Raw genomic sequence first — 23,376 nt, forward strand, 5'->3', positions numbered from 1 at the left:
GGTCGCTAATGGGAGTAGCTGGATGCGCCGGTGGTTGTCCGGAAGCGCCGGCGGTGAGCGGCAAAGGCCTCGGCGACCTCGCTGCCAGTGATGCCCCACTGCCAGGCTTCGTAGTTCAGCACGCCGGCGTGCGGGGGCGCAGCGTAGTCGTAGGCCGCGAGCGGACGGAATCGTTCGCCCTGCGCCAGGAAGTGCTGCAGGACCTCGCGCTGCGATGCGTAGGCGCCATACATGCGGAGCTTGCGGTCCCACTCGGCGGGCGCCGGCGTGAGCACGACCTCGTTGCCGGCCGCAGTGCGGAATTCCTGGCGGACGAGCGCGCCATCCACGGAGCGGTGGTAGCAGGGATACTCCCATGCTGCCGCGCCAGTGTGCGCGCCCGCGATGGACGCAAGTAGGTTGACGGCGTCGTGGTCGGGATGTCCACCCTCGAATGCGGGCGCGACGATAGCGTGCGGCCGCAGGCGCGCGACGAGCAGGTCGAGCCAGGCTTGCGCGCGCTCGAGTTCCCGGAAGAGCCGCTGGTCGGTGACGTCGCAGAAGTGCGCCGTGCCACCCACCAGCGCGCACGCGGCCCCGGCCTCGCCGCGGCGCTGCGCGGCATACTCCTCGCGCGAGCCGTAGTCCTTCCAGAAGTAGCGGTCGAGGGGCGCGCCATCGGTGAGGTAGGCGACGTGCGGCTCCGTCACCCGCTGCAACAGGACACCGCAGCCGACGGCTTCGTCGTCGGGATGCGCGGCGAGGACCAGGGTGCGTCCGAGGAGCGGCGCGAGCGGATCGGGCATGGCTTCTTGGATGCGGCGGGCGGCGGACGCGCAGCTTGGTCGACGCGAAACGCGGCCTGTATACTGCGGCGCGGTGCACGAACTGCAGCCACAGATCGAGAACTTCTTCGCCGCGGGCCTGCCCGCGGGCGATGCGCTCACGGAAGCGCACCGCGTCTTCAAGGATTTCCGGCGGGAGCTGGGACGCGGGAGGATCCGCGCGGCCGAACCCGATGGCGCGGGCGGCTGGCGCGTGAACGCATGGGTGAAGCAGGGCATCCTGCTCGGCTTCCGCATCGGCGAGCTGGCGGAGATGGGCGACCCCAAGGTGCTGAGCTTCGTCGATAAAGACACCTTCCCCGCGCGTGCGATGCACGTGGCCGACGGCGTGCGCGTGGTGCCGGGCGGCTCGGCTATCCGCAGCGGCGCGTACGTGGCGAAATCGGTGATCTGCATGCCGCCGATGTACGTGAACGTGGGCGCCTACGTGGACGAAGGCAGCATGATCGATTCGCACGCGCTGGTGGGAAGCTGCGCGCAGGTCGGCAAGCGCGTGCACGTGAGCGCCGCGGCGCAGGTCGGTGGCGTGCTCGAGCCGGTGAATGCCGCGCCGGTCATCATCGAGGACGACGTGCTGGTGGGCGGCAACTGCGGCGTCTATGAGGGCACGCGCGTCGGAACCCGCGCGGTGCTCGGCGCCGGCGTCATCCTCACACGCTCGACGCCGGTGTTCGACACGGTGAAGGGCGATATCTACCGCGCGACCGATTCGGAGCCGCTGATCGTCCCGGCCGGAGCGGTGGTCGTTCCCGGGGCGCGCGCCGTGACGAAGGGCAAAGCGAAGGAGTGGGGACTTTCGCTCTACACCCCGGTCATCGTGAAATACCGCGACGAGAAGACAGACCGCGGCGTGGAGCTGGAGGACATCCTGCGGTGACGCCTGAGAAAGCAAGCAGCCCGCGCAATCCGGCGCTCTTCCCCACCATCGGCCTGTTCTTCCTGGCCGCGGTGCTGGTCATCGTCAACGAGCTGCGGCCCGAGACCATCCCGCACAGCGTGCTGCTGTTCGCGCGTTGGGCCGCGATACTCGCCCTCGTCGGATATGCCTGGTTCCGCAAGTCGCTGACCACCTGGATCCTGGTGGCGATGGTGGTGGGCGCGGAGGTCGGCCACGATTGGCCGCAGGTGGCGACCAGCCTGCGCGTCCTCAGCCTGATCTTCCTGCGGCTCATCAAGACCATCATCGCGCCGCTGATCTTTGCCACGCTGGTGGTCGGGATCGCCGGGCACTCGAACCTGAAGCAGGTGGGCCGCATGGGGGTGAAGGCGCTCATCTACTTCGAGGTCGTCACGACCATCGCGCTGTTCATCGGCCTGGCGGCCATCAACATCAGCAAGGCGGGTGTGGGCGTGAACCCGCCGGCGGAGATGCACGAGCAGCTTCCGCAGGCGCCCAAGCAGAGCGCGACCGACATCATCCTGCACGCGTTCCCGGAGAACGTGGCGAAATCCATCGCCGAAGGCCACGTGCTGCAGGTGGTGGTGTTCAGCATCATCTTCGCCATCGCGCTGGCGCTGCTGAGCGAGCAGAAGCGGCGGCCGATGCTGAACTTCTGCGAGAGCCTGTCGGAGACGATGTTCAAGTTCACCAACCTGGTGATGCTGTTCGCGCCCATCGGCGTGGGCGCGGCCATCGCGTACACCGTCGGGCACATGGGGCTGGGCATCCTGGTGAACCTGTTCAAGCTGCTGGCCACGCTGTACGTGGCGCTCATCGTGTTCCTGCTGGGCGTGCTGCTTCCGGTGGCGCTGCTGGCGCGCGTGCCGCTGCGGAAGTTCATCAACGCCATCGCCGAGCCGGTGTCGATCGCGTTCGCGACCACCAGCTCGGAGGCCGCGCTGCCGCGCGCGATGGAGTCGATGGAGGCCATCGGCGTACCGCGGCAGATGGTCGCGTTCGTCATGCCGACGGGCTACAGCTTCAACCTCGACGGCTCCACGCTGTACCTGTCCCTGGCGTCCATCTTCGTGGCACAAGCGGCCGGCATCCACCTCACGCTGGGCCAGCAGCTCGTCATGGTCTTCACGCTGATGCTGACGTCGAAGGGCGTGGCGGGCGTGCCGCGCGCGACGCTCGTCATCCTGCTGGGAACGGCGGCCTCGTTCAACCTGCCGGAGTGGCCCATCTTCATCATCCTCGGCATCGACGAACTGATGGACATGGCGCGGACGTCGGTCAACGTGATCGGCAACTGCCTGGCGACGGTGGTGATCGCGCGCTGGGAAGGCGAGTTCGGCAAGGAAAGCACCGACCCGGTGATCGCGGACGCGATCAAGTAGCGGCAAAGGCAAAGGCCGCGGCCGAGGGCGGCCGCCCTACCCAAGTCACAGCGTGTTAGCATCGTCTGTTGGCGATGCCTCCTGGAAAGCTCCAAGTCGTCCCGCTCGGCGGACTCGGCGAGTTCGGCATGAACTGCATGGCCGTGCGCTGGGGCGACGACATCATCGTCATCGACGCCGGCCTGATGTTCCCCGAGAGCGAGCTGCTGGGCGTCGACATCGTCGTTCCGGACATCACCTACCTGCTGGAAAACCGCAGCCGGGTGAAGGCCATCGTGCTCACGCACGGGCACGAGGACCACATCGGCGGGCTGCCGTGGATCCTGAGCGAACTGAACGTGCCGGTCTGGGGCACGGAGTTCACGCTCGCCTACGTCGAGAACAAGCTGGAAGAGCACGGGCTGCTCGACAACGCCAACCTCAACGAGATCGTGCCGGGCGAGCGCTTCACCATCGGGACGTTCACCATCAACCCCATCCAGGTCACGCACTCGCTGGTGGACTGCGTCGCGCTCGCCATCCATACGCCTATCGGCGTGATCGTCCACACCGGCGACTTCAAGGTCGACCCCACGCCGACTGACAACCGCCTCTTCGACCTGCACACCTTCGCGGAATACGGCAAGGAAGGCGTGCTGGCGCTGTTCCAGGACTCGACCAACGTCGAGCGGCCGGGCTACACGCCGAGCGAGCGCGCGGTGCGGCGGAAGTTCGACGACGTTTTCCGCGCCACCAAGAAGCGGCTGTTCATCTCGTGTTTCTCGTCGTCCATCCACCGCATCAAGCTGGCGCTCGACCTGGCGTTCGAATACAACCGCAAGGTGGCGCTGGTGGGGCGCTCGATGACCGAGTCCACCGAGATCGCGCAGGACCTTGGGTACATCGACATCCCTGACGGCCTGCTCATCCACGCCGGGCAGATCAAGGACTTCCCGCCGGAGCGGGTGTGCGTGATGATCAGCGGGACGCAGGGCGAGCCGATGTCGGCGCTCTCGCGCGCGGCGGTCGAGCAGCACAAGCACGCCAAGATCGAGCGCGACGACACCGTCGTGCTCAGCTCGCGCATCATCCCGGGGAACGAGAAGGCCATCTACCGGATGATCGACCACCTCTTCCGCCGCGAGGCGCACGTCATCTACGAAGACGGCTCGTCGCCGCCGGTGCACGTCTCCGGGCACGCCAGCCAGGAAGAACTGAAGCTCATCATCAACCTGGTGAAGCCGCGCTACTTCATCCCCATCCACGGGGAGTACCGGCAACTGCGCCGCCACGGCGAGATGGCTGCGGCGATGCACGGCGCCGTCGGCAGCGTTCTGCACATCGAGAGCGGCGACGTGCTCGAGTTTGACGAACTGGGCGCGCGCAAGGCCGGCAAGGTCACTGTTGGGCGCATCTGCATCGATTCCGGCTCGCGCACCGACGTGGTCGAAGACCTGATCATCAAGGACCGCCGCCACCTCTCGGAAGACGGCATCGTGCTCCCCATCATCGCCATCAACAAGCTCACCGGCCGGGTGGAGTCGGCGCCGGAGATCGTGACGCGCGGCTTCGCCGTCGGCACGGGCGAGAACGGCTTCATGCAGGAGGCGCGCAGCGTGGTGATGCAGACGCTCGACCAGTCCAGCGTGGAAGAAAAGGGCGATTACGGCGTGATCAAGGAGAAGATCCGCGCCGACCTGAAGCGCTACATCGTGAAGCAGACGCAGCGCCGCCCGCTCATCATGCCGGTGATCTTAGAGGTGTAGCGATGTCGGCGCGCGTCTTCGCTCTTCTCTTCTGTCTCAGCGCTGCCACATATGCACAGCAGGCCCCAAGACTGCTGCGTGAGGCCGGACACTGCCTCGCAACCCAGGAAGCCAACTGGCTTCGCTTGAATGAGAAATCTCCCAAGACCGTCAGCGCTGGAGTGTTCCTCGATCGGAAGAGCTATCCGGGGGAGGAATACCTGTACGTCGTTGTCTATGACCATGGCACTCGCGACAGAGGCTTCGTTTTCGGAGTGAGCGTTGGCCGAGAAGGGCGCTTGCATACGTTAACGGTCAACAACAACGCACGGTTCGTCGCTGCTGGAGAGAAGGTAGAGTTTGCTCCCAATGAGGATCCACTGTGGGGGATCTGGACTCAGCAGCATATGTTGGCGGCGATTCGTCGCATCCGCAAGGAACCGGCGTTCATGCTGCGGCTGAGCAATCTTCACCGGGAGATGCCTTCCGTTCAGTGCGACTCGTATGTTTCGGCTGTCCCAAGGATACCCAACAGGCCAAAACCGCTCGTGCAGAGCCTCTATGCAGAAGTGGTAGCCCATCACCCCCTTGGCATCTCAGTGGGCGGCAAGTTGAAGGTTTTCGCACCGTATCTCAGTAAGGCACTCCTTCACAGAATCAACCTAGCGAACACCTGCTTAGAAGATTGGGATCGGCAGAACCCTGATCCCACGGCGAAACCACCCGGAATTGAGGGTGGGCTCTTCACGGGTGATGACTTGCGGGGCGAGCCACAGGCCTTCGTGATCGAGAGAGTGCAGTCTGCAGAAGATGGCTCCGTTCGTGTGTACGTAAGGCTCACTCACCAGGAGCCGGGCGAAAGCCCATGGTCTTGGCGCGTCGCGGCAATCGTTGTGCGAGAAAGCGGTCGCCCAGTTGTCGATGACGTGATCTACCTCGGAGATACTCCGCAAGATGTTGACACACGACTTTCGGAGTATCTAACCCAAGGATGCGATGGCCCTCGTTGGGTCGGCTCCGGGGTTGGGAGCGACAACAAGCAGCAAGAATAGCTGGGCGCCAGCCGCTACAATAAAGCTATGGATCCCCTAATCATCGCAGGGCGCGAGTTCCGCTCGCGCCTGATCGTTGGAACCGGCAAGTACAAGAGCGGGCAGGAGACCGCGCGCGCCATCGAGGCCTCGGGCGCGGAGATGGTGACGGTCGCCGTTCGCCGCGTGAACCTCGACCGCTCGAAGGAATCCCTGCTCGACTTCATCGACCCGAAGAAGTATTTCCTGCTGCCGAACACGGCGGGCTGCTACACCGCCGAGGAAGCCATCCGCACGGCGCGGCTCGGCCGCGAGGTCGGGCTCTCCGACTGGGTAAAGATCGAGGTCATCGGCGACCAGGCCACACTGTATCCCGATGTGCAGGCGACGGTGGAAGCCACGCGCGTGCTGGTGAAGGAAGGCTTCACCGTGCTGCCTTACACCAGCGACGACATCGTGGTGGCAAAGCGGCTGCTCGACGCGGGCGCGGCGGCCATCATGCCGCTGGGCGCGCCCATCGGCAGCGGCATGGGCATCCAGAACCAGGCCAACATCCGCATCCTGCGCGAGCTGATCACCGGCGTGCCGCTCATCGTGGACGCGGGTGTAGGCACGGCGAGTGACGCCGCGCTCGCCATGGAGCTGGGCGCCGACGCGGTGCTGATGAACACCGGCATTGCGGCAGCCGAAGACCCCATCCTGATGGCGGACGCGATGCGGCACGCGGTCATCGCCGGCCGCGCGGCGTATCTGGCCGGAAGGATGCCGAAGAAGCTGTATGCGACAGCGAGCTCGCCCCTGGAGGGAGTGGTCCGCTAGAACGATGGCGGGCGACTCGCCCGCCTCCACATGGTCAAAAGAAAAGGGCGGCCGTTGCGGCCGCCCTTTACGTCTCGCTCGCCCTGCCTACTGGGCTTTCGGTGTTTCCGGCGCCATCTTCAGGCTGGCGATGTGGATGGACTTCTTGTCCGCATCGGTGTGACCGGTGACGGTCACGTGATGGCCTTCGTGACCCTTGATGGAGTCCTGGTTCTCGATCATCCAGACGGAGCTGTCAGCGTCGTTGACGAGCACGGCCTTCTGGCCGCCCTCGATGCACTTCTTAGCGCAGGCGGCCTTCTCGGCGCTGGCGCCCTGCGCGCCACACTTCTCGTCGACGATGAAGCCGGTGACGGTCGTCTCGTTGGCCGAAGCCTTCGCGGAGGTGGCTGGTTTGTCCTTCTTGTCCTTGCCGGTGCCGGCCCAAGCGGCCACACCGATGACGAGCGTGAAAACCAACAGAACTAGCAGAAACCGTTTCATGTTGAATCTCCCGAATGCGGCGGCTGCCGCAGAATTCGGCGGTTGGGCCGCCGTGGATCCCCGATCAAAGTGGCCTGAAGACGTTACAACCGACGTACGGACGCTTGCAACCTATTGGATTGGGAAAATCGCGATCGGTTACTGCTTTTTCGCGCTGGCGCTGGCGGGGGGCTGCGGCGGAGGCGGCGCGGGGACGGTGTAGACGACCTCGCCCGGGCGCGCGTAGCGCAGCTGTTCACGCGCTTCTTTTTCAATGGTTTTCGGGTCAGACTTCAACGACTGGATATGCTTCTCCAGGCGCTCGTTCTCGAGCTGGATCTGCTCGGTCTCAGCCTGCAATCTCTTGTGCTCGTTGCGCTTCTGCTGGTAGACGACGAAGCCGTTGGCGCCGAAGACGACGTGCCAGGCGACCTGCACGGCCAGCAGGATGACCGCCGCGGTCGCGACCTTGCGGCGCGCGCGCACGATGCGGTCGACGGTCTGGTGAAGCTTCTCGATCATTTCTCTCCAGGGCTCCGCAGCAGGCTGCTTCGCCCTCGCGCTTTGCTCGCGCGATTCCGGCGCTCGCTCCGCGCTCACCCGTGGAAGACCCATTCCTTGGCCGCGGCTGCCAGCTTCGGCTTATCCGCCTCGGTGCGTGCTTCGGTGTACGCCCGCACGACCGGTTCGGTGCCGGAGAGCCGGTAGCAGACCCACGAGCCGTCATCGAGCACGAGCTTCATCCCGTCGGTGCGGACGATGCTCGCCACTTTCCGGCCCGCGAACTCGCGCGGCTCCTGCCTTAGCTTCTCAGTAAACGTCGCTTTCACCTCGGGCGTCAATCGGAAGTTCTGCCGTTCGGGGTAAAAGGAACCAACTTGGTCAAATAATCGCCGTAATAGCTCCTTCATCGACCTGCCACGGCGCGCGACCATCTCGCAACACAGCAGGCCCGCAAGCACGCCGTCTTTCTCCGGGACGTGGTGGCGGATGGAGAGCCCGGCGCTTTCTTCCCCGCCGATGGCGATCTTGTCCTGCTTGATGAGCTCGCCGATGTACTTGAAGCCGACGGGCATCTCGTGCAGTTCGATCGCGAGCTTCCGCGCGAGCGCGGTGACCATGTCGGTGGTGACGACGGACTTGGCCACGCCGTTCTTCCAGCCGCGCGTTTCGACGAGATAGTCGAACAGGAGCGCGATGACGTAGTTCGGCTGGACGAAGCTGCCGTCGTCGTCCACGATGCCGAAGCGGTCGGCGTCGCCGTCGGTGGCCACGCCGAGGCGCGCGCCCGATCTCTTCATCGCGGCGCGCAGGTCGTTGAGCAGCTCGCCGTCAGGCTCGGGCGCGTGGCCGCCGAACAGCACGTCGCGGTAGTCGTGGACGGTGGCGCATTCGATGCCGGCCTCGCGCAGCAGCGTATCGGTGTAGCCGCGGCCTGCGCCCCAGAGCGGATCGAAGGCGACCTTCAACCCCGCCTTCTTGATAGCGCCGAGATCCACGATGTCCTTGATGCGCGCGAGGTAGTGCGACTTCACCTCGATGGGCTGCGGGGTGAGCGACTCGCCGATGTTGCCGCTGATGGCGCCGGCGTCGAAGGCGGCGACCTCGGCCTCGATCTGCTTCGTCACTTCAGGCAGAGCGGGCGCGCCGTCGGGCGTGGAGAACTTGATGCCGTTGTACTCCGCGGGATTGTGCGAGGCGGTGAAGTTGATGGCGCCGTCGGCCTTCGCGCGGCCGACCTCGTAGGCGATGGCGGGGGTGGGCGCGGGCTCGGAGATGAGCAGCGGCGTGATGCCGTGCGCCGTCAGGATCTTCGCGGCCTGCTCAACGAAGACTTCGCCCAGGAAGCGCGGGTCGCGGCCGACGATGACGCGCGCGCCCTCGCGCTTCTGCGAGACGACGTAACGCGCGACGCCTTCGACCGCCCGGCGGACGTTGGCGAAGGTGAACTCTTCCGCCATGACCGCGCGCCAGCCCGAGGTCCCGAACTTGATCTGCACCGGCATAATGCCTCCGCCGCGGATGAACGCGGATGACGCGGATAGAATGCGCGAGAGAACCTTAGATGCTAAAACCGCGGAGAGTTTGTGTATAGAGGTGAGCGATGACGGACAAACGCATCACCCTTGCGACGGCGGGCTCGCGGGAAGAGGCCGAGCGGCTCGCGGAGGCACTGGTGGAGCGGCGCTTGGCGGCGTGCGTGAACGTGGTCGGCCCGATGCGCTCGGTGTATCGCTGGCAGGGCGCGGTGGAGCGCGCCGACGAGTTCCTGCTGCTCATCAAGAGCACCGCGGCGCAGTTCGCGGCGGTCGCCGCGGCCATCCAGGAGCTGCACTCGTACGAACTTCCGGAGTGCGTGGAGCTGACGATCACCGCCGGCAGCGACGCCTACCTGAAGTGGCTGGCGGAGAACGTGAAGTAGCTAGACCGCCTTCAGCGCGTCGTCGAGGTCGGCCATGATGTCGTCGACGTCTTCGATGCCGACGGAGATCCGCACCATGCCGTCGGTGATCCCGATGGCCTTGCGGCCCTTCTCCCCGAGCGCGGCGTGCGTCATGGTCGCGGGATGTGAAATGAGCGTCTCGACCCCGCCGAGCGACTCGCCGAGCGAGCACACGCGCACCTTCGCCAGCATCTTCTTCGCGTTCTTGAGCGACCCGGTCTCGAAGGTGATCATCGAGCCGAAGCCGGTCATCTGCCTCTTCGAGAGCTCGTGCTGCGGATGCGACTTCAGCCCGGGATAGAACACCTTCTCGACTTTCGGGTGCGCCTCGAGGAAGGCAGCGACGGCGCGGCCGTTGCGGTCGTGCTGCTGCATGCGGACGGCCAGCGTCTTGACGCCGCGCAGCACCAGCCAGCACTCGAAGGGCGACATGATGGCGCCCGACGACTTCTGTACGAAGGCAAACCGCTCGGCGTGCTCGGGCTTGGTGCCGATGACGGCGCCGCCCAGTCCGTCGGAGTGCCCGTTCAGGAATTTCGTGGTCGAGTGCACCACCATGTCGGCGCCGAGCGCGATGGGCGACTGGAAGTACGGCGACATAAAAGTGTTGTCGACGATGACCTCGACGTCGCGCTTGTGGCAGAGCCGACTGATGGCGGCGATGTCGCTCACCGTCATCAGCGGGTTGGTCGGCGTCTCCACGTAGATGAACTTGGTGCGGCGCTTGAGCGCGCGCTCGACCTGGCCGACGTCGGAGGTGTCGACGTAGCTGAACTCCAGGCCGAAGTTGCTGAGGATCTGGTTGAACAGGCGCGGCACGCCGCCGTACACGTTGTGCGAGCAGACGACGTGGTCGCCGGCCTTGAGCATGGTGCAGAGCGCGGTGATGGCCGCCATGCCGGAGGCGAAGACGTGCGCCGAGCTTCCGCCCTCGAGCGCGGCCAGGTTCTCCTGCAGGCGATCGCGCGTGGGATTGGTGAGGCGCGCGTATTCGTAGCCCTGGCGCGGCTTGCCGAGCTCGTCTTGCACGTAGGTGGAGGTGGCGTAGATCGGAACCGAGACCGCGCCGGTCGCCGGGTCGGCTTCCTGCCCGCTGTGGATGCACTTGGTCGCGAAACCGCGAACGTTGCTCTTTTCCTGCTTCTTGCTTCCAAACATCAGATCCCACCTTCGAAGATCTTTTTCGACATGTAGCGCTCGGCGAGGTCGGGGATGACGGTCACGACGCGCTTCCCTGCACCGAGTCGCTTTGCCACCTGGATGGCCGCGTACACCACGGCGCCGGCGCTCGAGCCGCCGAGCACGCCTTCCTGCCGCGCCAGGTCCTTCACCATCTGGAACGCTTCCGGGTCCCTGACCATGATGATCTCGTCGGCCAGCTTGGGGTCGAAGGTCTTGGGCATGAAGCTGGCGCCGATGCCTTCGACCTTGTGGTCGCCGGGTGGCCCGCCGCCCAGCACCGAGCCCTGCGTCTCCACCGCGAAGCAGCGCACGCCGGGGAGCCGCTCCTTGAGGTAGCGCGCGATGCCGGTGAACGTGCCGCCGGTGCCCACGCCGATGACGGCGGCGTCGATGCGGCCTTCCATCTGCTCGAAGAGCTCGGCGGCGGTGGTGTCATGATGGAAGTCGGGATTGGCGGGGTTTTCGAACTGGAGGGCGACGAAGGCGTTGTTCTGGGCGGCGTGCTCTTTCGCGCGGCGGATGGCGCCCTGCATCCCCTCGGCGTCGGGTGTGCGCATCACCCGGGCGCCGAGTGCCTCCATGATCTTCACCTTCTCCACCGAAAACCGCTCGGGGACGAAGAAGACGACGTTGTAGCCCTTGTTGACGCCGATGAGCGCCAGCCCGATGCCGGTGTTGCCGGCCGTGGCTTCCACGATGGTGCCGCCCGGCTTGAGTTTTCCTTCGCGCTCGGCGCGCTCGATCATCCCGATGGCGGCGCGGTCTTTTACGCTGCCCCCGGGGTTCATGTACTCGAGCTTGGCGAAGACGTCGGCTGCGCCCTGGGGAACGAGCCGCCTTAGATGGAGTAATGGGGTCGCGCCGACCAGTTCCGTGATGTTCTCGGCGACGCGCAGGTGATGGGCCGCTTCGGTGGTTTTCATCCTTGTCCTTCGCGGTTGACTGACAAGGGTAAAGGCCGCGCGCGGCGCAGGTCAAATGAGGCAAGACAAAAGCGACGCGGCGGACCGCGTCGCTGGCGAAGCTGGACTGCTTATTGCTCTTGTTTGGCGGCGCGCTGCTGCTCGGCGTAGTAGCCGCTGCGCGTCCGGACCTGGAGCTTGCCGTAGCCCGAGGCGCGCGCTTCCACCTTCACGGTGCGGTAGCCGCCGCGTGCCATCGGGTTGGTGGGCTTGTAGCCGATGATGTACTGGTTGCGGATGTCGTGCGCGACGGCGCGGCTGATCTCGTCGACCTCGCGCGCGTCCTTGGGGAAGAAGTAGACGCCGCCGGTCTCGAGAGCGAGCTGCGTGAGCGCGCGCTTGGCGCGGCGCGCTTCGCGGTCGTCGCCCAGGATGCCGATGGTGTAGACCACCGGGCCGTTCTCATCCTGGAGCGTGCGGACGGCGCGCTCGAGCGACTCGCGGCTGGAGTTGTCCTCGCCGTCGGTGACGACGACCAGCACCTTCTTGTCCTTGGTGCCGTTCTTCGCCAGGTGGTCGGCGGAGGCGATGACCGCGTCGTAGAGCGCGGTGCCGCCGCGCGAATCGATCTTCTCCAACGCTTCCTTCATCAGGCCGATGTTCGAGGTGAAGTCCTGGTCGAGCCAGTACTCGTCGCTGAAGTTGACGATGAACACCTCGTCGGCGGGGTTCGAGGCGCGGACGAGGTTGAGCGCGGCCTCATTCACGGCCGAGCGCTTGTCGCGCATCGAGCCGGAGTTGTCGACGATGATGCCTAGCGAGACGGGCACGTCCATGCGCCGGAAGCTGGTGATCTGCTGCGGCTGGTTGTCCTCGTAGACGACGAAGTCGTTCCTCGCCAGGTTGGTGACCATGCGCTGGCGCGAGTCGTAGACGGTCGCGTAGAGCTGGACTTCCTGCACATCCTTCTTGAAGACGTACTGCTCGCCCCGGCGCTCGAGCTCCTGGCCGGCCCCGGTTGTCGTGGACGGCGGCGCGGGCTGCGCATTGGGATAGGTCGTGCCGCCGGGAACGTTGGTCGCCGGTGTCGGCGCCGAGACCACCGACGTGGTGGCGCGCGGCAGCGTTTCCAGCTCCTCCGGCGTCACGCGGTCCTGCTGCGCGCGCACGGAGTACGCCGGGAGCAGGATGAGGCCGAGGAGGAACAGTGTGAGGAGGAAGTTATTCCGAAGGTGCATAGTAGCCCGTCTTTGAATACACATGCAGTGGCGGGAGTCCTTTCGGCGGATTGAGCTTGACCTTGATCTTCCGCCACTTGCCGTCCTTGGTCGGATTCTTTGGACGGTATCCGATGACATATTGGTTGCGCAGCTCGATGCCGATCTTGGTCGCCACATCGGTGAGCTCGTTGGGGTTGTCGACGGTGAAGGTGCGTCCGCCGGTGATCTCGGTGATCTCGCTCAGCAGGAGTGGGCCGCGCCTTTCCTCGTCGGTGGCCGCGTAGGCGTCGAAGATGCCGATGGCGTAGATCTGCACGTCGGCTTCCTTGACCGCGGACTTCACCTCGCCCTCGGTGTAGCGGCTGCGGTTGTCGCCGCCGTCGGAGATGATCAAGAGGGCTTTCTTGTTGTGATGGCCGTCCTGCATCTTGTTCATCGCGAGATAAATGGCGTCGAGCAGCGACGTCCGGCCCTTGGGCAGCGCATAGACCAGGCGGCCCTGGATGTCTTCGACCGAGCGCGTGAAGTCCGACAACTGCTCCGGCCGGTCGGCGAAAGTGACAAGGAAGAACTCGTCCTGCGGGTTCGCCGTCTTGAAGAACTCGATGACCGCTTCCTTGGCCTTGTCGATCTTGTTCTTCATCGAGCCGGAGAGGTCGAAGATCACGCCCAGCGAGATGGGGGCATCCTCGTTCGAAAAGTGCCGGATCTCCTGCTTGTCCTTGCCCTCGAACAGCTGGAAGTTCTCGCGCTCCAGCCCGGTCACCAGGCGGTTCATCGGGTCGGTGATGGTCACCGGAACCAGCACCAGGTCCACCTCGACCTTCATCGGCTTGGTGTGGGTCTTGAGGCTGGGGTCGGCCGCCATCTCGGGCGGCTTCGGCTCCGCTTTCGGCAGCGGCTGCACGTGCACGTTCTGCTCTTCCCCCTGGCCCCAGGCGAGCGCCGTCGCCAGCAAAACGACGACGAGCAGGGGGGCGCAAAGGGGGCGTGCGCGAAGGCAACGCGCGGCCAGTCTCGGCAACGTACCGGAGGTCGGCATGGGGGAACCGGGCTCGCCGCGGCGAGCCTTTCAGTTTTGCCTCGAGAGAGCGAATGTTACCACACCGCTTCGCGCCCTGTTCGGCGCACCTCGCGTCCCAGGGCCGCGCTGGCGTGGGTGCTTGCCCTCATTAGGATGATTCAGCAGAGACCCAGGTTATCCGCAGGGACGATAAGGAATGCCTTTGCTACAATCGCCGCCGAAGCCCCCGATGGCGAGCCTGTTCCCCTTTCGCGCGCTGCGCTACGACCCCGAGCGCGTCCGGGTGGCCGACGTCGTCACCCAGCCCTACGACAAGATCACGCCCGCGATGCAGGAGCGGTACTACGCCGCCAGCCTCTATAACCTGGTGCGGATCGTCCTGGGGAACCCCCGCATCGAGGGCGACTTGTACCGGGCGGCGGCCCAGCACTTCACTGACTGGCGGGCCAACCGCATCCTGAAGCGCGACGCCGAGGCCTCGGTCTACCCCTACTCGCAGACGTTCACGGCGCCCGACGGGAAGACGATGGAGCGGCGCGGCTTCCTCGCCCTGGGGCGCCTGCACGACTACGAAGAACGCGTGGTCTACCGCCACGAGCAGACGCTATCGGCGCCCAAGGCCGACCGCCTGAACCTGCTGCGCGCGACCAAGGCGCACTTCGAACAACTGTTCTTCCTCTACAGCGACCCGCAGCACGAGGTGGAAGCGCTGCTGTTCGGCAACGGCGACGTGCCGCAGGTGCAACTGACTGACGAGTACGGCGTGCTGCACCGTTTCTGGTGCAACTCGGAGGCCGACGCCATCGCCCGCGCGCAGTCGCTCATGGCCAACAAGAAGCTCATCATCGCCGACGGCCATCATCGCTACGAGACCGCGCTCAACTACCGCAACGAGCGGCGTGAGGCAGCCGCCAAGCCGGACGCAGACGCCCCCTACGAGCGCGTGCTGATGACCTTCGTCAACCTGGACTCGCCCGGCCTGGTCATCCTGCCGACGCATCGCGTGGTCCACGGCCTGGCGATGTTCGACGCGGAGCAGTTGCTGCGCGGCGCCATGCGTTACTTCGAAGTCGAGCCGCTGCCGCCCGAACTGGATGCTGCCGGCGCGAGCAAGGCGCTCGCTCCCGGCAAGCGCGGAATGCGTTTCGTCGCGTTCTGCAGCGAGCGCAACTTCCTGTTCACCGCGCGCCCGGAATCGCTCGGCGAGTTGCTCTCCGGGCTGTCCCCGCGCCAGCGCGAGCTCGACGTCGTGGTGCTGCACCGCGTCCTGCTGCAGAAGGTCCTGGGCATTTCGGAGGAGGCCATCCGGGAGCAGCGCAACCTCGCCTACCTGCGGGACGCGGGCGAGGCGATGGCGCGGGTGCGCGGCCGCCAGGCCGACGTCGCCTTCCTGATGAACCCCGTGACCATCGAGCAGATGCGCGAGGTCGCGTTCGCTGGCGAGGTGATGCCGCAGAAATCCACCGACTTCTACCCCAAGCTGCTGAGCGGGTTAGCGATCTATGCGCTCGAGTAAGCCCCTCATCGCATTCGCGCTGGTGCTGTTGCTGCGTCCGGCGCTCGAGTCCGCCGACGAGCGGCGGTTGAGCGTCTTTTCGCCGCAAGGCAACTACGCCGTCGCCACGCTCGAGCGCGAGGGCCGCGCCTACATCGGGCTGCAAGAGCTGCTGGAACCCCTCGCCCATCCCGAGATCCAACACGAAGGCGGCCGTATCCGCGTGCGCGTTGGCCAGGTGGAGGCCGAGCTGCGCGCCGGCAAGTCGAAGGCGAAGATCGGGCGGGGCGAGATGGATCTCGGCGCGAAAGTGCTGGTGGAAGACGGCCGCGTCTATGTGCCGCTGCGCGGCGCGCCCGCGGTGCTCAGCCGCCTTGCGGGCATGGCGTCGGAGCTGCACGAAAGTTCGCGCCGCCTCATCGTCGGCGGCGCGGCGGTGCGCTTCACTGCGGAGCTGCGCCACGGCGAGACGCCCGCGCTCGTGCTGAACTTCTCTGCCCCGGTGAATCCTTCGATCGCGACCGAGCCTGGGCGGCTGCGGCTGGTCTTCACGCGCGACGCGCTCACCAGCGCGAGTGAGAACTTCAAGTTCGACGAGCCCAGCATCCCCTCGGCCAGCTACAGCGAGAGCGGCGGGGCGGCGGAGATCGACGTACACGCGCGCGTGCCGCTGATGGCGAATTTTTCCGACGGCGGACGCACCATCACCATCACCGCCGCGCCCGGTGGCGCACAGCCCGTCTCCGCGCAGGGACCGCAGGCGGGCGCCCCCGCCGGCGAACAGCCGCCGGGCGCTGAGACGCCGCTGCCGACCGGCAATGCGCCCACGCCGATGGTCGCCGGCCAGCCCCGGCAGCGCTACCTGGTGGTCATCGACGCCGCGCATGGCGGCGCCGATCCCGGCGCGAAGCTGAAGGACGGCTTGGAAGAGAAAGAGGTGGCGCTGGCGTTCGCGCGCCGCCTGCGAGCCGCGCTGGCCGACCGCGGCGTGGCCGCGCACCTGCTGCGCGACGGCGATTCCGCGCTCACCAACGAGCAGCGCGCCGCCGCGGCGAACAGCATGCACGCCACCATCTTCGTCACGGTGCACGCCGGCACGCCGGGAACGGGCGTGCGGCTGTACACCTCGATGCAGCCGGAAGCGGAGAACCGCCCGGCGGCGTTCTATCCGTGGGAGGCGGCGCAGGCGTTCTACATCCGCCCGAGCCGGATCGTGGCGCAGGCCGCGGTGGAGGAACTGGGCAAGCGCAAGGTCACGGTGCTGCTCATGCCGGCGAATGTGCGGCCGATGAACAACGTGGCGGCCGCGTCGCTGGGCGTGGAGCTGGCCGTGCCGCCCTCCGATCCGGACCGCGTGACCAACGCGCGCGCGCAGGACGCGATCGCCGCCGCCATCGCCGCCGGCATCGCCAACGCGCGCGCGGTGCTGGAGGCGCCGCAATGATGCCCCGCCACGTCATGATCACGGTCGGCGTGCTGCTAGTGGCGGTGTTCCTCACCGGCTTCTACGTGCTGCAGCTCAAGAAGACCGCGGAGCAGCAGGCGCAGCGCACCGACTCGCGGCCGGTGGCGCCGCCCGCCGCCGGTCCGGAAGAGGTGGTCACGCTCACCATCGCCTACGACGACGACGCGGTCTTTCGCAGCGTGAAGGTGTCGATGCCGGTGCCGCCGGAGAAGACCGAGCGGGCGCGCGAGGTGCTGCGCGCGCTCATCGCGGAATACACGCAGAAGCCCTCGCCGCATCCGCTGGCGGAGGGCGCGGACGTGCGCGAGGTCTTCCTGGTCAACGATCTCGCCATCGTGGACCTGAACCCGGCGCTGGCGGATGCGCACCGCTCCGGCGCGTTCGTCGAGACGCTCACGCTCACCTCGATGGCGGCCACGCTGGCGCAGAACGTGCCGGGCGTGCAGCGCGTCCGCTTCCTGGTCGACGGCAAGGAGCGCGAGACGCTCGCCGGTCACGCCGACCTCATGGCCACCTACGACGTCAAGCAGATCCAGGAACTGGTGCGGGGGCTGCAATGAAGCTCGGCGTGTTCGACTCCGGCGTCGGAGGTCTCACGGTGCTGCGTGCGATGGTGAACCTCGTGCCGCAGGCAGACTACCTGTACTTCGGCGACACGGCGCGGCTGCCGTATGGCTCGAAGTCGGTCGAGACGGTGCGGAAGTATGCCGTCTCCGCCGCGCATTACCTGGAGCAGCACGGCGCCGAGATGCTGGTCATCGCGTGCAACACCGCCACCGCGCTCGCGCTCGACGCCATCCAGAGCGCGGTGAAAGTCCCCGTGGTCGGCGTGATCGAGCCGGGCGCGGACGCCGCCGTTGCGGCGACGAGGAAGAAGAACGTGCTGGTCGTGGGCACCGAGGCGACCATCGGCAGCCATGCGTACAAGCACGCGCTCGAGAAGCGCGGCATGCGCGTCTACGAGAAGGCGTGCCCGCTGTTCGTCCCGCTGATCGAGGAAGGCTGGGCGGAGCACGACATCACCCAGCGTGTGGCGCACGTCTACCTCGACGAGTTCTTCCAGGATCACGAGAAGGGGCCCGACCTGCTGGTGCTGGGATGCACGCACTACCCGCTCATCAAGCGGATGCTGCGCGCCGTCGCGCCCTGGCGGGTGGAGATCGTGGACTCCGCCGAGGCCACCGCGGCCGTGGTCGCGAAGCAGCTCGAATCGTCCGGCTCCTCGCGACTCGCACCTCGCAGCTCGGAACTCAAGTTCTTTGCGACCGATTCGGTCGAGAAGTTCCGCAGGCTGGGCGAGCGCTTCATGGGACGGCCCATCGCGAACGTCGAGCACGTCGAGATGGAGCACTAGGCCTCCGCGCCATTTACAATCCCCTGCGATGTATTACCGCTCCGACAATCGCGCCCCCGACCAGATGCGCCCGGTGAAGATCACGCCGGACTTCATCTCCACCGCCGAAGGCTCGGCGCTCATCGAGGTGGGCAACACGCGCGTGATCTGCACCGCGTCGGTGGAGGAGAGCGTGCCCCACTTCATGCGGAACTCGGGGCGCGGCTGGGTGACGAGCGAGTACGCCATGATCCCGCGCGCTACGCTCACGCGCACGCCGCGCGAAGTCGCGAAAGGGCGACCGAGCGGCCGGACGCACGAGATCCAGCGGCTCATCGGGCGCGCGCTGCGCACCGTGGTGGACCTGAACCGGCTGGGCGAGCGCACCATCTGGATCGACTGCGACGTCATCCAGGCCGACGGCGGCACGCGCACCGCGTCCATCACCGGGGCGTTCGTCGCGCTGGGGCTGGCGCTCCAGAAGCTGGTGGAGGCGGGTACGCTGACGGCGGCGCCCATCCGAGATTTCGTCGCCGCGACCAGCGTCGGCATCGTGGAAGGCGAGGTGCTGCTCGACCTCGCGTACGAAGAAGACTCGCGCGCCGAGGTCGACCTGAACCTGGTCATGACCGGCGGCAAGCGCATGATCGAGATCCAGGCCACGGCCGAGCAGCACCCGTTCGACGACGCGCAGCTCAAGAAGATGATGGACTACGCGCGCGCCGGCATCGAGACGCTGGTCACCAAGCAGCAGGCGGTCTTGAGCGGACTGCTCCTCCGCCAATAAGCGCCGCTTCGATGGAAAACCCCCGAGCGCAGCGAGGGATCCCTGCCTGAAGGAAACTTTCTCGTGAGGGCAAAGCTCCCTCGCGGCGCTCGGAATGTTGTTTGACCGAAGCCTTTACCGACCGGCGGCTCTCAGCTCGTTCTTGTACACCTTCCCGCCCTTCATCACCCACGGCACGTGCTCGAGCGTCTCGACCTTGGCGAGCGGGTCGCCCGTGACCGCGATCATGTCGGCGTACTTCCCGGCTTCGATGGAGCCGACCTCCGGCGTCTTTTTGACGTTGGTGATCAGGTCGGCGGCGCTGAGCGTCGCCGCGCGGATGGCCTCGGCCGGCGTCATGCCGTACTGCACCATGTAGTGGAACTGCTTGGCGTTGTCGCCGTGCGGATAGACGCCCGAGTCGGTGCCGAACGCCATCTTCACGCCGGCCTGCCACGCCTTCTTGAAATTGTCGCGCTGGAGCTGGCCGAGCGCGCGCTCCTTCTCGACCTTTTCCTGCGTCAGTCCGTGCTTCGGCGCCTCGTTGAGCAGGTAGTCGTCGTTGTAGATGTCCATGACGAAGTAGGTGCCGTGCTCGCGCGCCATGCGGATGCCTTCGTCGTCGACCAGCGAGGCGTGCTCGATGGAATCGATGCCGGCGGTGATGGCGTCCTTGATGGACTGCGCGCCGTGCGCGTGCGCCGCGATCTTGCGCCCGCCGACGTGCGCCGTGTCGGCGGCCGCCTTCAGTTCCGCGACCGAATACTGCGGAGCGCCGGGCTGGTCGCCGCGCGAAAGCACGCCTCCCGAGGCGCCGATCTTGATCACGTCGACGCCGTACTTTTCCTGCGCGCGCACCACGTGGATGACCTGGTCCACGCCGTCGGCGAGGGAGTAGTCGCGCTCCTCCGGGAACATCATGACGCGGGTCTGCGGCGAGTAGTTGTTCAGGTCGCCGTGCCCGCCGGTGATGGAGATCATCGGGCCGCTCGCAATGACGCGCGGCCCGGGGATGAAGCCCTCGGCGATCGAGTTCCGCAGGTCGACCGCGAGGAAGGGCGCCGAGCCGACGTCGCGCACCGTGGTGAAGCCCGCCTCGAGCGTCTTCTTCGCGTGCACCACCGCGGCGAAGGCGGAGTTGAAAGGCGTGTCCTTGAAGTCGTACAGCTCGTCGTAGCGGTCGGCGCGCCCGCTCAAGTGCGTGTGGCAATCGATCAGGCCTGGGAGCAGCGTGGCGTTGCCCAGGTCGATGACTTCCGCGTTCTGCGCCTGGCCGGCGAGCTCCGCCGCGGGGCCGACGGCCTTGATGCGGTCGCCTTCGATGAGCACGGCCTGCCCGGTGCGGTACTGCCCGGCGGCGACGTCGAGCAGGCGCGCCGCTTTCACCAGCACGAGCCTGGGCGCGGGCTTTTCGGGCGCGCGCTCGGCGGCGCCGGTCTTGGCCGCGGGCTTTTCGGCCGGCTTGGTCTGCGCGAAGGCGGCGAAGGCGAGCAAACAGAGCGAAACCAGGAACACGAGCTTGCGGGACATTGGGGGACTCTCTCTTGAAGGGTGTGCGGAACCGGAGATTCTAGCAGGAGCGCGCGCCAGTCATTTACAATCCATGATCGTCACCCGCGGGGCGCGCATCTTGGATGTCCACGGCAACGCACTCGTGCCCGCTTACTCCCCGGCGCACCCGCAACGAACACCCAGGAGAAGATCATGAAACTCACACCAGGAAAACTCGCCGGCATGAAAGCCGTGAGCGACCCGCGCGGCGTGATCGCCGCCGCCGCCATGGACCAGCGCGGCTCGCTGCAGAAATCGCTCGCCAAGGAGAAAGGCGGCGACGTCGGCGACCGCGAGATGGAAGAGTTCAAGTCTCTGGTCACGGAAGTCCTGACCAAGCACGCGTCGGCCATCCTGCTCGATCCGGAGTGGGGCCTGCCCGCTTCCAAGAAGCGCGCCAAGAACGCCGGCCTGCTGCTCGCCTACGAGAAGACCGGCTACGACAAGACCGGCCCGGGGCGCCTGCCCGACCTGCTCGACGTCTGGTCGGTGAAGCGCCTGAAGGAAGCCGGCGCCGACTGCGTGAAGATCCTGCTCTATTACTCGCCGTTCGACCCGCAGAAGATCAACGACATCAAGCACGCCTGGGTGGAGCGCATCGGCGATGAGTGCCGCGCCAACGACATCCCGTTCTTCCTCGAGTTCGTCACCTACGAGGAAGGCGCGGACGAGAAGGGCCTGGAGTTCGCCAAGAAAAAGCCGCAGGCCGTCATCGGCTCGATGAAGGAGTTCTCCAAGGACCGCTACGGCGTCGACGTCCTGAAGGTCGAGATCCCCATCAACATGAAGTTCGTCGAGGGCGTGAAAGCCTACGGCGGCCAGAAGGCGTACGCGAAGCAGGACGCGATGAAGCTTTTCAAGGAAGCCGCCGCGGTCACGACCAAGCCGTTCATCTACCTCTCGGCCGGCGTCTCGAACGCGGAGTTCACCGAGTCGCTCGAGCTGGCGGCGGAGTCCGGCGTGAAGTTCAACGGCGTGCTCTGCGGCCGCGCGACCTGGAAGGACGGCATCCCGGTCTACGCGAAGCAGGGCGCCGACGCCTTCCGCAAGTGGCTGGAGAGCGAAGGCGTGAAGAACATCAGCAACGTCAACGACCGGCTGAAGGCCGCCACGCCGTGGTACAGCATCTACGAAGTCGAGGAGCCGGTGGGCGCGGGACGGTAGCGCCGGGGGTTCTGTTTGCGTTTCTCGAGGGCGCGGCTTCGGCCGCGCCCTTTCTTTGGTAGGCTCTCCACGATGAAACGACTGCTCTGGCTGTTCCTGCTGTGCGCTTCCCTGCCGGCGTTCGGCGCGACGATGGAGGTCGTGCTGCTCGGCACCGGCTATCCCAAGCCCGATCCGGAGCGCGCCGGCCCGGCGACCGCGATCATCGTCAACGACAAGGTCTTCCTCGTCGACGCCGGCCGCGGCGTGATGATGCGCTATGCCGCGCTCAAACTGCCCTATACCAGCATCAAGGCCGTCTTCCTCACGCACCTGCACTCCGACCACATCTCCGGCCTGCCCGACGTCTTCACCACCACCTGGATCTTCGACCGCAACACGCCGCTCGACCTCTACGGGCCCGAGGGCGCGCAGGGCGTCGCCGATGGGGTGCTCCAGATGTTCGCCGTCGACATCCCCATCCGCCGCGACCTCACCGAGTACAACCATCTCGACGGCGCGAAGTTCAACGTGCACACCATCAGCGAAGGCGTCGTGTACCAGGATGAAGACGTGAAGGTCACGGCGTTCCTGGTGGACCATCCGCCCGTCAAGCCCGCCTTCGGATACCTGTTCGAAGGCGGCGGGCGGAAGATCGTGATCTCCGGCGACACGCGCCCGAGCGACAACCTGGTGAAGTACGCCAAGGGCGCCGACGTGCTGGTGCACGAGGTCTACGCGCCCGGCCGGTTCGAGAAGAACAATCCGCCCAAGGTCGCGGAGAACCTGAAGCGCTATCACACGTCAGCGGAGCAAGTGGGCGAGGTGGCGGAACGTGCCGGCGTGAAGCTGCTGGTGCTCTCGCACATCGTCTCGCCCGAGCCGGAGTACGCCGCGCTCATCGAGCGCGACGTCAAGAAGCACTACAAGGGAAAATTCGTGCTCGGCAAGGACCTGATGCGCTTCTAGCGGAGCGCGTGGCGGAGCCATTGCCCCGTCAGTGGGACGAACACTGGTTCGCGCTCCAGTCGCTGCTGCTTGAGGAATCGCCACGCGCGCTCCGTGAACGCTTCGTCGTAGCGGTGCGGACCCGGGATCTGTTCGTATTGCAGCGGCCAGCTTCTTTCGTTCAGCGCGCGGCGCGTCGCGACCGCTTCGCGCATCGGGTACGCCGTGTCGGCCTCCGCGACCATGTAGAACACCGGGATCTTGCGCGGCGCCAGGTCGAGCATGGCGAACTGCCGCGGCCGCAGGGACGCGCACAAGACCGCTGCCGCCGCGAAGTACCGGCTCTCGGAGATAGCGACGTAGAACGCATGGTCTCCGCCATTCGAGAAGCCCACGGCGTAAAGACGCCGGCCGTCAACCGCGCACTCCTGCGCAACCTGCTCGACGATAGAGCGCTGCAGCTCCGGACCATCTTGCGGCGGGATCCAGCCGTAGGGGCCGGTGCCGGTGGGCGCGATGAGGATGATGCGTTCCTTGCGCGCCAGCTTGCGCCACGCGCCCACCAGCTCGCGGCCAGTGCCCCCGGTGCCGTGATGCAGGAGCACCACCGGCGCGGGCTTGGCGCCCGGCTCACAGCTCTTGTCGGGCGCGAAGAGGAAGAACTGCCGCGGCCGGCCTTCGAGCGTGAACCTGCGAGCTTCGTCGAGCTCGGCGGCGTGCGCGACCGCCGGCAGCAGCAGCAACGCGAGCAGCCAGCGCGGCAC

Annotated in this window: 23 protein-coding genes; 13 read left to right on the plus strand and 10 right to left on the minus strand. The window is 66.4% G+C overall.

Features of this window, described 5'->3' with window-relative positions:
• Positions 1-5 precede the first annotated feature (5 nt).
• A complete protein-coding gene (locus VLA96_07740; GenBank protein HSE49080.1) occupies positions 6-785 on the minus strand; it encodes a PIG-L family deacetylase in 780 nt (259 codons plus the stop codon).
• Here VLA96_07740 and VLA96_07745 point away from each other — a divergent pair.
• The 5 genes from VLA96_07745 to VLA96_07765 all read left to right on the plus strand — a co-directional run bounded on the left by VLA96_07745 (position 784) and on the right by VLA96_07765 (position 6,678).
• Positions 784-1,701, plus strand: a complete 918-nt coding sequence (locus VLA96_07745) for a 2,3,4,5-tetrahydropyridine-2,6-dicarboxylate N-succinyltransferase (GenBank protein HSE49081.1) — start codon at positions 784-786, stop codon at positions 1,699-1,701. The genes VLA96_07740 and VLA96_07745 overlap by 2 nt on opposite strands.
• Positions 1,698-3,104 (plus strand): cation:dicarboxylase symporter family transporter, encoded by a 1,407-nt coding sequence (locus VLA96_07750; protein HSE49082.1) that lies wholly within the window; start codon positions 1,698-1,700, stop codon positions 3,102-3,104. The genes VLA96_07745 and VLA96_07750 overlap by 4 nt, the downstream gene beginning before the upstream one ends.
• Positions 3,105-3,178: 74 nt before the next feature.
• Positions 3,179-4,849, plus strand: coding sequence for a ribonuclease J (locus VLA96_07755; protein ID HSE49083.1), 1,671 nt, complete (start codon positions 3,179-3,181; stop codon positions 4,847-4,849).
• 2 nt (positions 4,850-4,851) lie between these two features.
• Positions 4,852-5,880: a hypothetical protein gene (locus tag VLA96_07760; GenBank protein HSE49084.1), complete on the plus strand. Its 1,029-nt coding sequence runs from the start codon at positions 4,852-4,854 to the stop codon at positions 5,878-5,880.
• Positions 5,881-5,907: 27 nt separating this feature from the next.
• A complete protein-coding gene (locus tag VLA96_07765; protein HSE49085.1) occupies positions 5,908-6,678 on the plus strand; it encodes a thiazole synthase in 771 nt (256 codons plus the stop codon).
• A gap of 87 nt (positions 6,679-6,765) precedes the next feature.
• Here VLA96_07765 and VLA96_07770 read toward each other — a convergent pair whose 3' ends face one another.
• The 3 genes from VLA96_07770 to VLA96_07780 all read right to left on the minus strand — a co-directional run bounded on the left by VLA96_07770 (position 6,766) and on the right by VLA96_07780 (position 9,146).
• Positions 6,766-7,161 (minus strand): hypothetical protein, encoded by a 396-nt coding sequence (locus tag VLA96_07770; GenBank protein HSE49086.1) that lies wholly within the window; start codon positions 7,159-7,161, stop codon positions 6,766-6,768.
• A gap of 138 nt (positions 7,162-7,299) precedes the next feature.
• Entirely contained in the window at positions 7,300-7,662 is a 363-nt protein-coding gene (locus VLA96_07775) for a septum formation initiator family protein (GenBank protein HSE49087.1), read from the minus strand.
• A gap of 74 nt (positions 7,663-7,736) precedes the next feature.
• Entirely contained in the window at positions 7,737-9,146 is a 1,410-nt protein-coding gene (locus VLA96_07780) for a phosphoglucomutase/phosphomannomutase family protein (protein ID HSE49088.1), read from the minus strand.
• Between the two features lie 98 nt (positions 9,147-9,244).
• Between VLA96_07780 and cutA the strand changes: the two genes are divergently transcribed.
• A complete protein-coding gene (gene cutA, locus VLA96_07785; GenBank protein HSE49089.1) occupies positions 9,245-9,562 on the plus strand; it encodes a divalent-cation tolerance protein CutA in 318 nt (105 codons plus the stop codon).
• Here the strand turns inward: cutA and VLA96_07790 are convergent, their stop codons facing one another.
• The 4 genes from VLA96_07790 to VLA96_07805 form a co-directional block, all read right to left on the minus strand.
• The gene (locus VLA96_07790) at positions 9,563-10,741 is read right to left on the minus strand and encodes a PLP-dependent aspartate aminotransferase family protein (protein ID HSE49090.1); all 1,179 of its coding nucleotides are present in this window, start codon (positions 10,739-10,741) and stop codon (positions 9,563-9,565) included.
• A complete protein-coding gene (gene cysK / locus VLA96_07795; protein HSE49091.1) occupies positions 10,741-11,688 on the minus strand; it encodes a cysteine synthase A in 948 nt (315 codons plus the stop codon). Before cysK ends, VLA96_07790 begins: the two co-directional genes overlap by 1 nt.
• Before the next feature lie 110 nt (positions 11,689-11,798).
• The gene (locus VLA96_07800) at positions 11,799-12,905 is read right to left on the minus strand and encodes a VWA domain-containing protein (protein ID HSE49092.1); all 1,107 of its coding nucleotides are present in this window, start codon (positions 12,903-12,905) and stop codon (positions 11,799-11,801) included.
• Positions 12,889-13,845, minus strand: a complete 957-nt coding sequence (locus VLA96_07805; GenBank protein HSE49093.1) for a VWA domain-containing protein — start codon at positions 13,843-13,845, stop codon at positions 12,889-12,891. The genes VLA96_07800 and VLA96_07805 overlap by 17 nt, the downstream gene beginning before the upstream one ends.
• A gap of 295 nt (positions 13,846-14,140) precedes the next feature.
• Between VLA96_07805 and VLA96_07810 the strand changes: the two genes are divergently transcribed.
• Genes VLA96_07810 through rph form a run of 5 tightly spaced genes read left to right on the plus strand, consistent with a single transcriptional unit; the run spans position 14,141 to position 18,991 of the window.
• Positions 14,141-15,427, plus strand: coding sequence for a DUF1015 domain-containing protein (locus VLA96_07810; protein ID HSE49094.1), 1,287 nt, complete (start codon positions 14,141-14,143; stop codon positions 15,425-15,427).
• A complete protein-coding gene (locus VLA96_07815) occupies positions 15,414-16,850 on the plus strand; it encodes an N-acetylmuramoyl-L-alanine amidase (GenBank protein HSE49095.1) in 1,437 nt (478 codons plus the stop codon). Before VLA96_07810 ends, VLA96_07815 begins: the two co-directional genes overlap by 14 nt.
• Positions 16,850-17,431 (plus strand): GerMN domain-containing protein, encoded by a 582-nt coding sequence (locus VLA96_07820; GenBank protein HSE49096.1) that lies wholly within the window; start codon positions 16,850-16,852, stop codon positions 17,429-17,431. Before VLA96_07815 ends, VLA96_07820 begins: the two co-directional genes overlap by 1 nt.
• The gene (gene murI, locus VLA96_07825) at positions 17,428-18,225 is read left to right on the plus strand and encodes a glutamate racemase (protein HSE49097.1); all 798 of its coding nucleotides are present in this window, start codon (positions 17,428-17,430) and stop codon (positions 18,223-18,225) included. Before VLA96_07820 ends, murI begins: the two co-directional genes overlap by 4 nt.
• 28 nt (positions 18,226-18,253) lie before the next feature.
• Entirely contained in the window at positions 18,254-18,991 is a 738-nt protein-coding gene (gene rph / locus VLA96_07830; protein HSE49098.1) for a ribonuclease PH, read from the plus strand.
• Positions 18,992-19,105: 114 nt separating this feature from the next.
• Here the strand turns inward: rph and VLA96_07835 are convergent, their stop codons facing one another.
• Positions 19,106-20,500 (minus strand): amidohydrolase family protein, encoded by a 1,395-nt coding sequence (locus VLA96_07835; GenBank protein ID HSE49099.1) that lies wholly within the window; start codon positions 20,498-20,500, stop codon positions 19,106-19,108.
• 174 nt (positions 20,501-20,674) lie between these two features.
• Between VLA96_07835 and VLA96_07840 the strand changes: the two genes are divergently transcribed.
• Both VLA96_07840 and VLA96_07845 read left to right on the plus strand, forming a co-directional pair.
• A complete protein-coding gene (locus tag VLA96_07840) occupies positions 20,675-21,685 on the plus strand; it encodes a tagatose 1,6-diphosphate aldolase (GenBank protein HSE49100.1) in 1,011 nt (336 codons plus the stop codon).
• Positions 21,686-21,757: 72 nt separating this feature from the next.
• Complete coding sequence (locus VLA96_07845) at positions 21,758-22,633, plus strand: MBL fold metallo-hydrolase (protein HSE49101.1); 876 nt, start codon at positions 21,758-21,760, stop codon at positions 22,631-22,633.
• On the opposite strand, the gene VLA96_07850 is transcribed toward VLA96_07845, so the two are convergent.
• The gene (locus VLA96_07850) at positions 22,630-23,376 is read right to left on the minus strand and encodes a hypothetical protein (protein HSE49102.1); all 747 of its coding nucleotides are present in this window, start codon (positions 23,374-23,376) and stop codon (positions 22,630-22,632) included. The two genes, VLA96_07845 and VLA96_07850, sit on opposite strands and share 4 nt — an antisense overlap.

This window comes from Terriglobales bacterium (genome assembly GCA_035457425.1).
GTDB lineage: Bacteria > Acidobacteriota > Terriglobia > Terriglobales > Acidobacteriaceae > JACPNR01.

Excerpts from the sequence above, each read along its gene's own strand:
- VLA96_07745 (HSE49081.1), top strand. The coding sequence starts at position 784 with ATGGCTTCTTGGATGCGGCGGGCGGCGGACGCGCAGCTTGGTCGACGC.
- VLA96_07740 (HSE49080.1), bottom strand. The coding sequence starts at position 785 with ATGCCCGATCCGCTCGCGCCGCTCCTCGGACGCACCCTGGTCCTCGCC.
- VLA96_07755 (HSE49083.1), top strand. The coding sequence starts at position 3,179 with ATGCCTCCTGGAAAGCTCCAAGTCGTCCCGCTCGGCGGACTCGGCGAG.
- VLA96_07760 (HSE49084.1), top strand. The coding sequence starts at position 4,852 with ATGTCGGCGCGCGTCTTCGCTCTTCTCTTCTGTCTCAGCGCTGCCACA.
- VLA96_07765 (HSE49085.1), top strand. The coding sequence starts at position 5,908 with ATGGATCCCCTAATCATCGCAGGGCGCGAGTTCCGCTCGCGCCTGATC.
- VLA96_07770 (HSE49086.1), bottom strand. The coding sequence starts at position 7,161 with ATGAAACGGTTTCTGCTAGTTCTGTTGGTTTTCACGCTCGTCATCGGT.
- VLA96_07775 (HSE49087.1), bottom strand. The coding sequence starts at position 7,662 with ATGATCGAGAAGCTTCACCAGACCGTCGACCGCATCGTGCGCGCGCGC.
- VLA96_07780 (HSE49088.1), bottom strand. The coding sequence starts at position 9,146 with ATGCCGGTGCAGATCAAGTTCGGGACCTCGGGCTGGCGCGCGGTCATG.
- cutA (HSE49089.1), top strand. The coding sequence starts at position 9,245 with ATGACGGACAAACGCATCACCCTTGCGACGGCGGGCTCGCGGGAAGAG.
- VLA96_07790 (HSE49090.1), bottom strand. The coding sequence starts at position 10,741 with ATGTTTGGAAGCAAGAAGCAGGAAAAGAGCAACGTTCGCGGTTTCGCG.
- cysK (HSE49091.1), bottom strand. The coding sequence starts at position 11,688 with ATGAAAACCACCGAAGCGGCCCATCACCTGCGCGTCGCCGAGAACATC.
- VLA96_07800 (HSE49092.1), bottom strand. The coding sequence starts at position 12,905 with ATGCACCTTCGGAATAACTTCCTCCTCACACTGTTCCTCCTCGGCCTC.
- VLA96_07810 (HSE49094.1), top strand. The coding sequence starts at position 14,141 with ATGGCGAGCCTGTTCCCCTTTCGCGCGCTGCGCTACGACCCCGAGCGC.
- VLA96_07815 (HSE49095.1), top strand. The coding sequence starts at position 15,414 with ATGCGCTCGAGTAAGCCCCTCATCGCATTCGCGCTGGTGCTGTTGCTG.
- VLA96_07820 (HSE49096.1), top strand. The coding sequence starts at position 16,850 with ATGCCCCGCCACGTCATGATCACGGTCGGCGTGCTGCTAGTGGCGGTG.
- murI (HSE49097.1), top strand. The coding sequence starts at position 17,428 with ATGAAGCTCGGCGTGTTCGACTCCGGCGTCGGAGGTCTCACGGTGCTG.
- rph (HSE49098.1), top strand. The coding sequence starts at position 18,254 with ATGTATTACCGCTCCGACAATCGCGCCCCCGACCAGATGCGCCCGGTG.
- VLA96_07835 (HSE49099.1), bottom strand. The coding sequence starts at position 20,500 with ATGTCCCGCAAGCTCGTGTTCCTGGTTTCGCTCTGTTTGCTCGCCTTC.
- VLA96_07840 (HSE49100.1), top strand. The coding sequence starts at position 20,675 with ATGAAACTCACACCAGGAAAACTCGCCGGCATGAAAGCCGTGAGCGAC.
- VLA96_07845 (HSE49101.1), top strand. The coding sequence starts at position 21,758 with ATGAAACGACTGCTCTGGCTGTTCCTGCTGTGCGCTTCCCTGCCGGCG.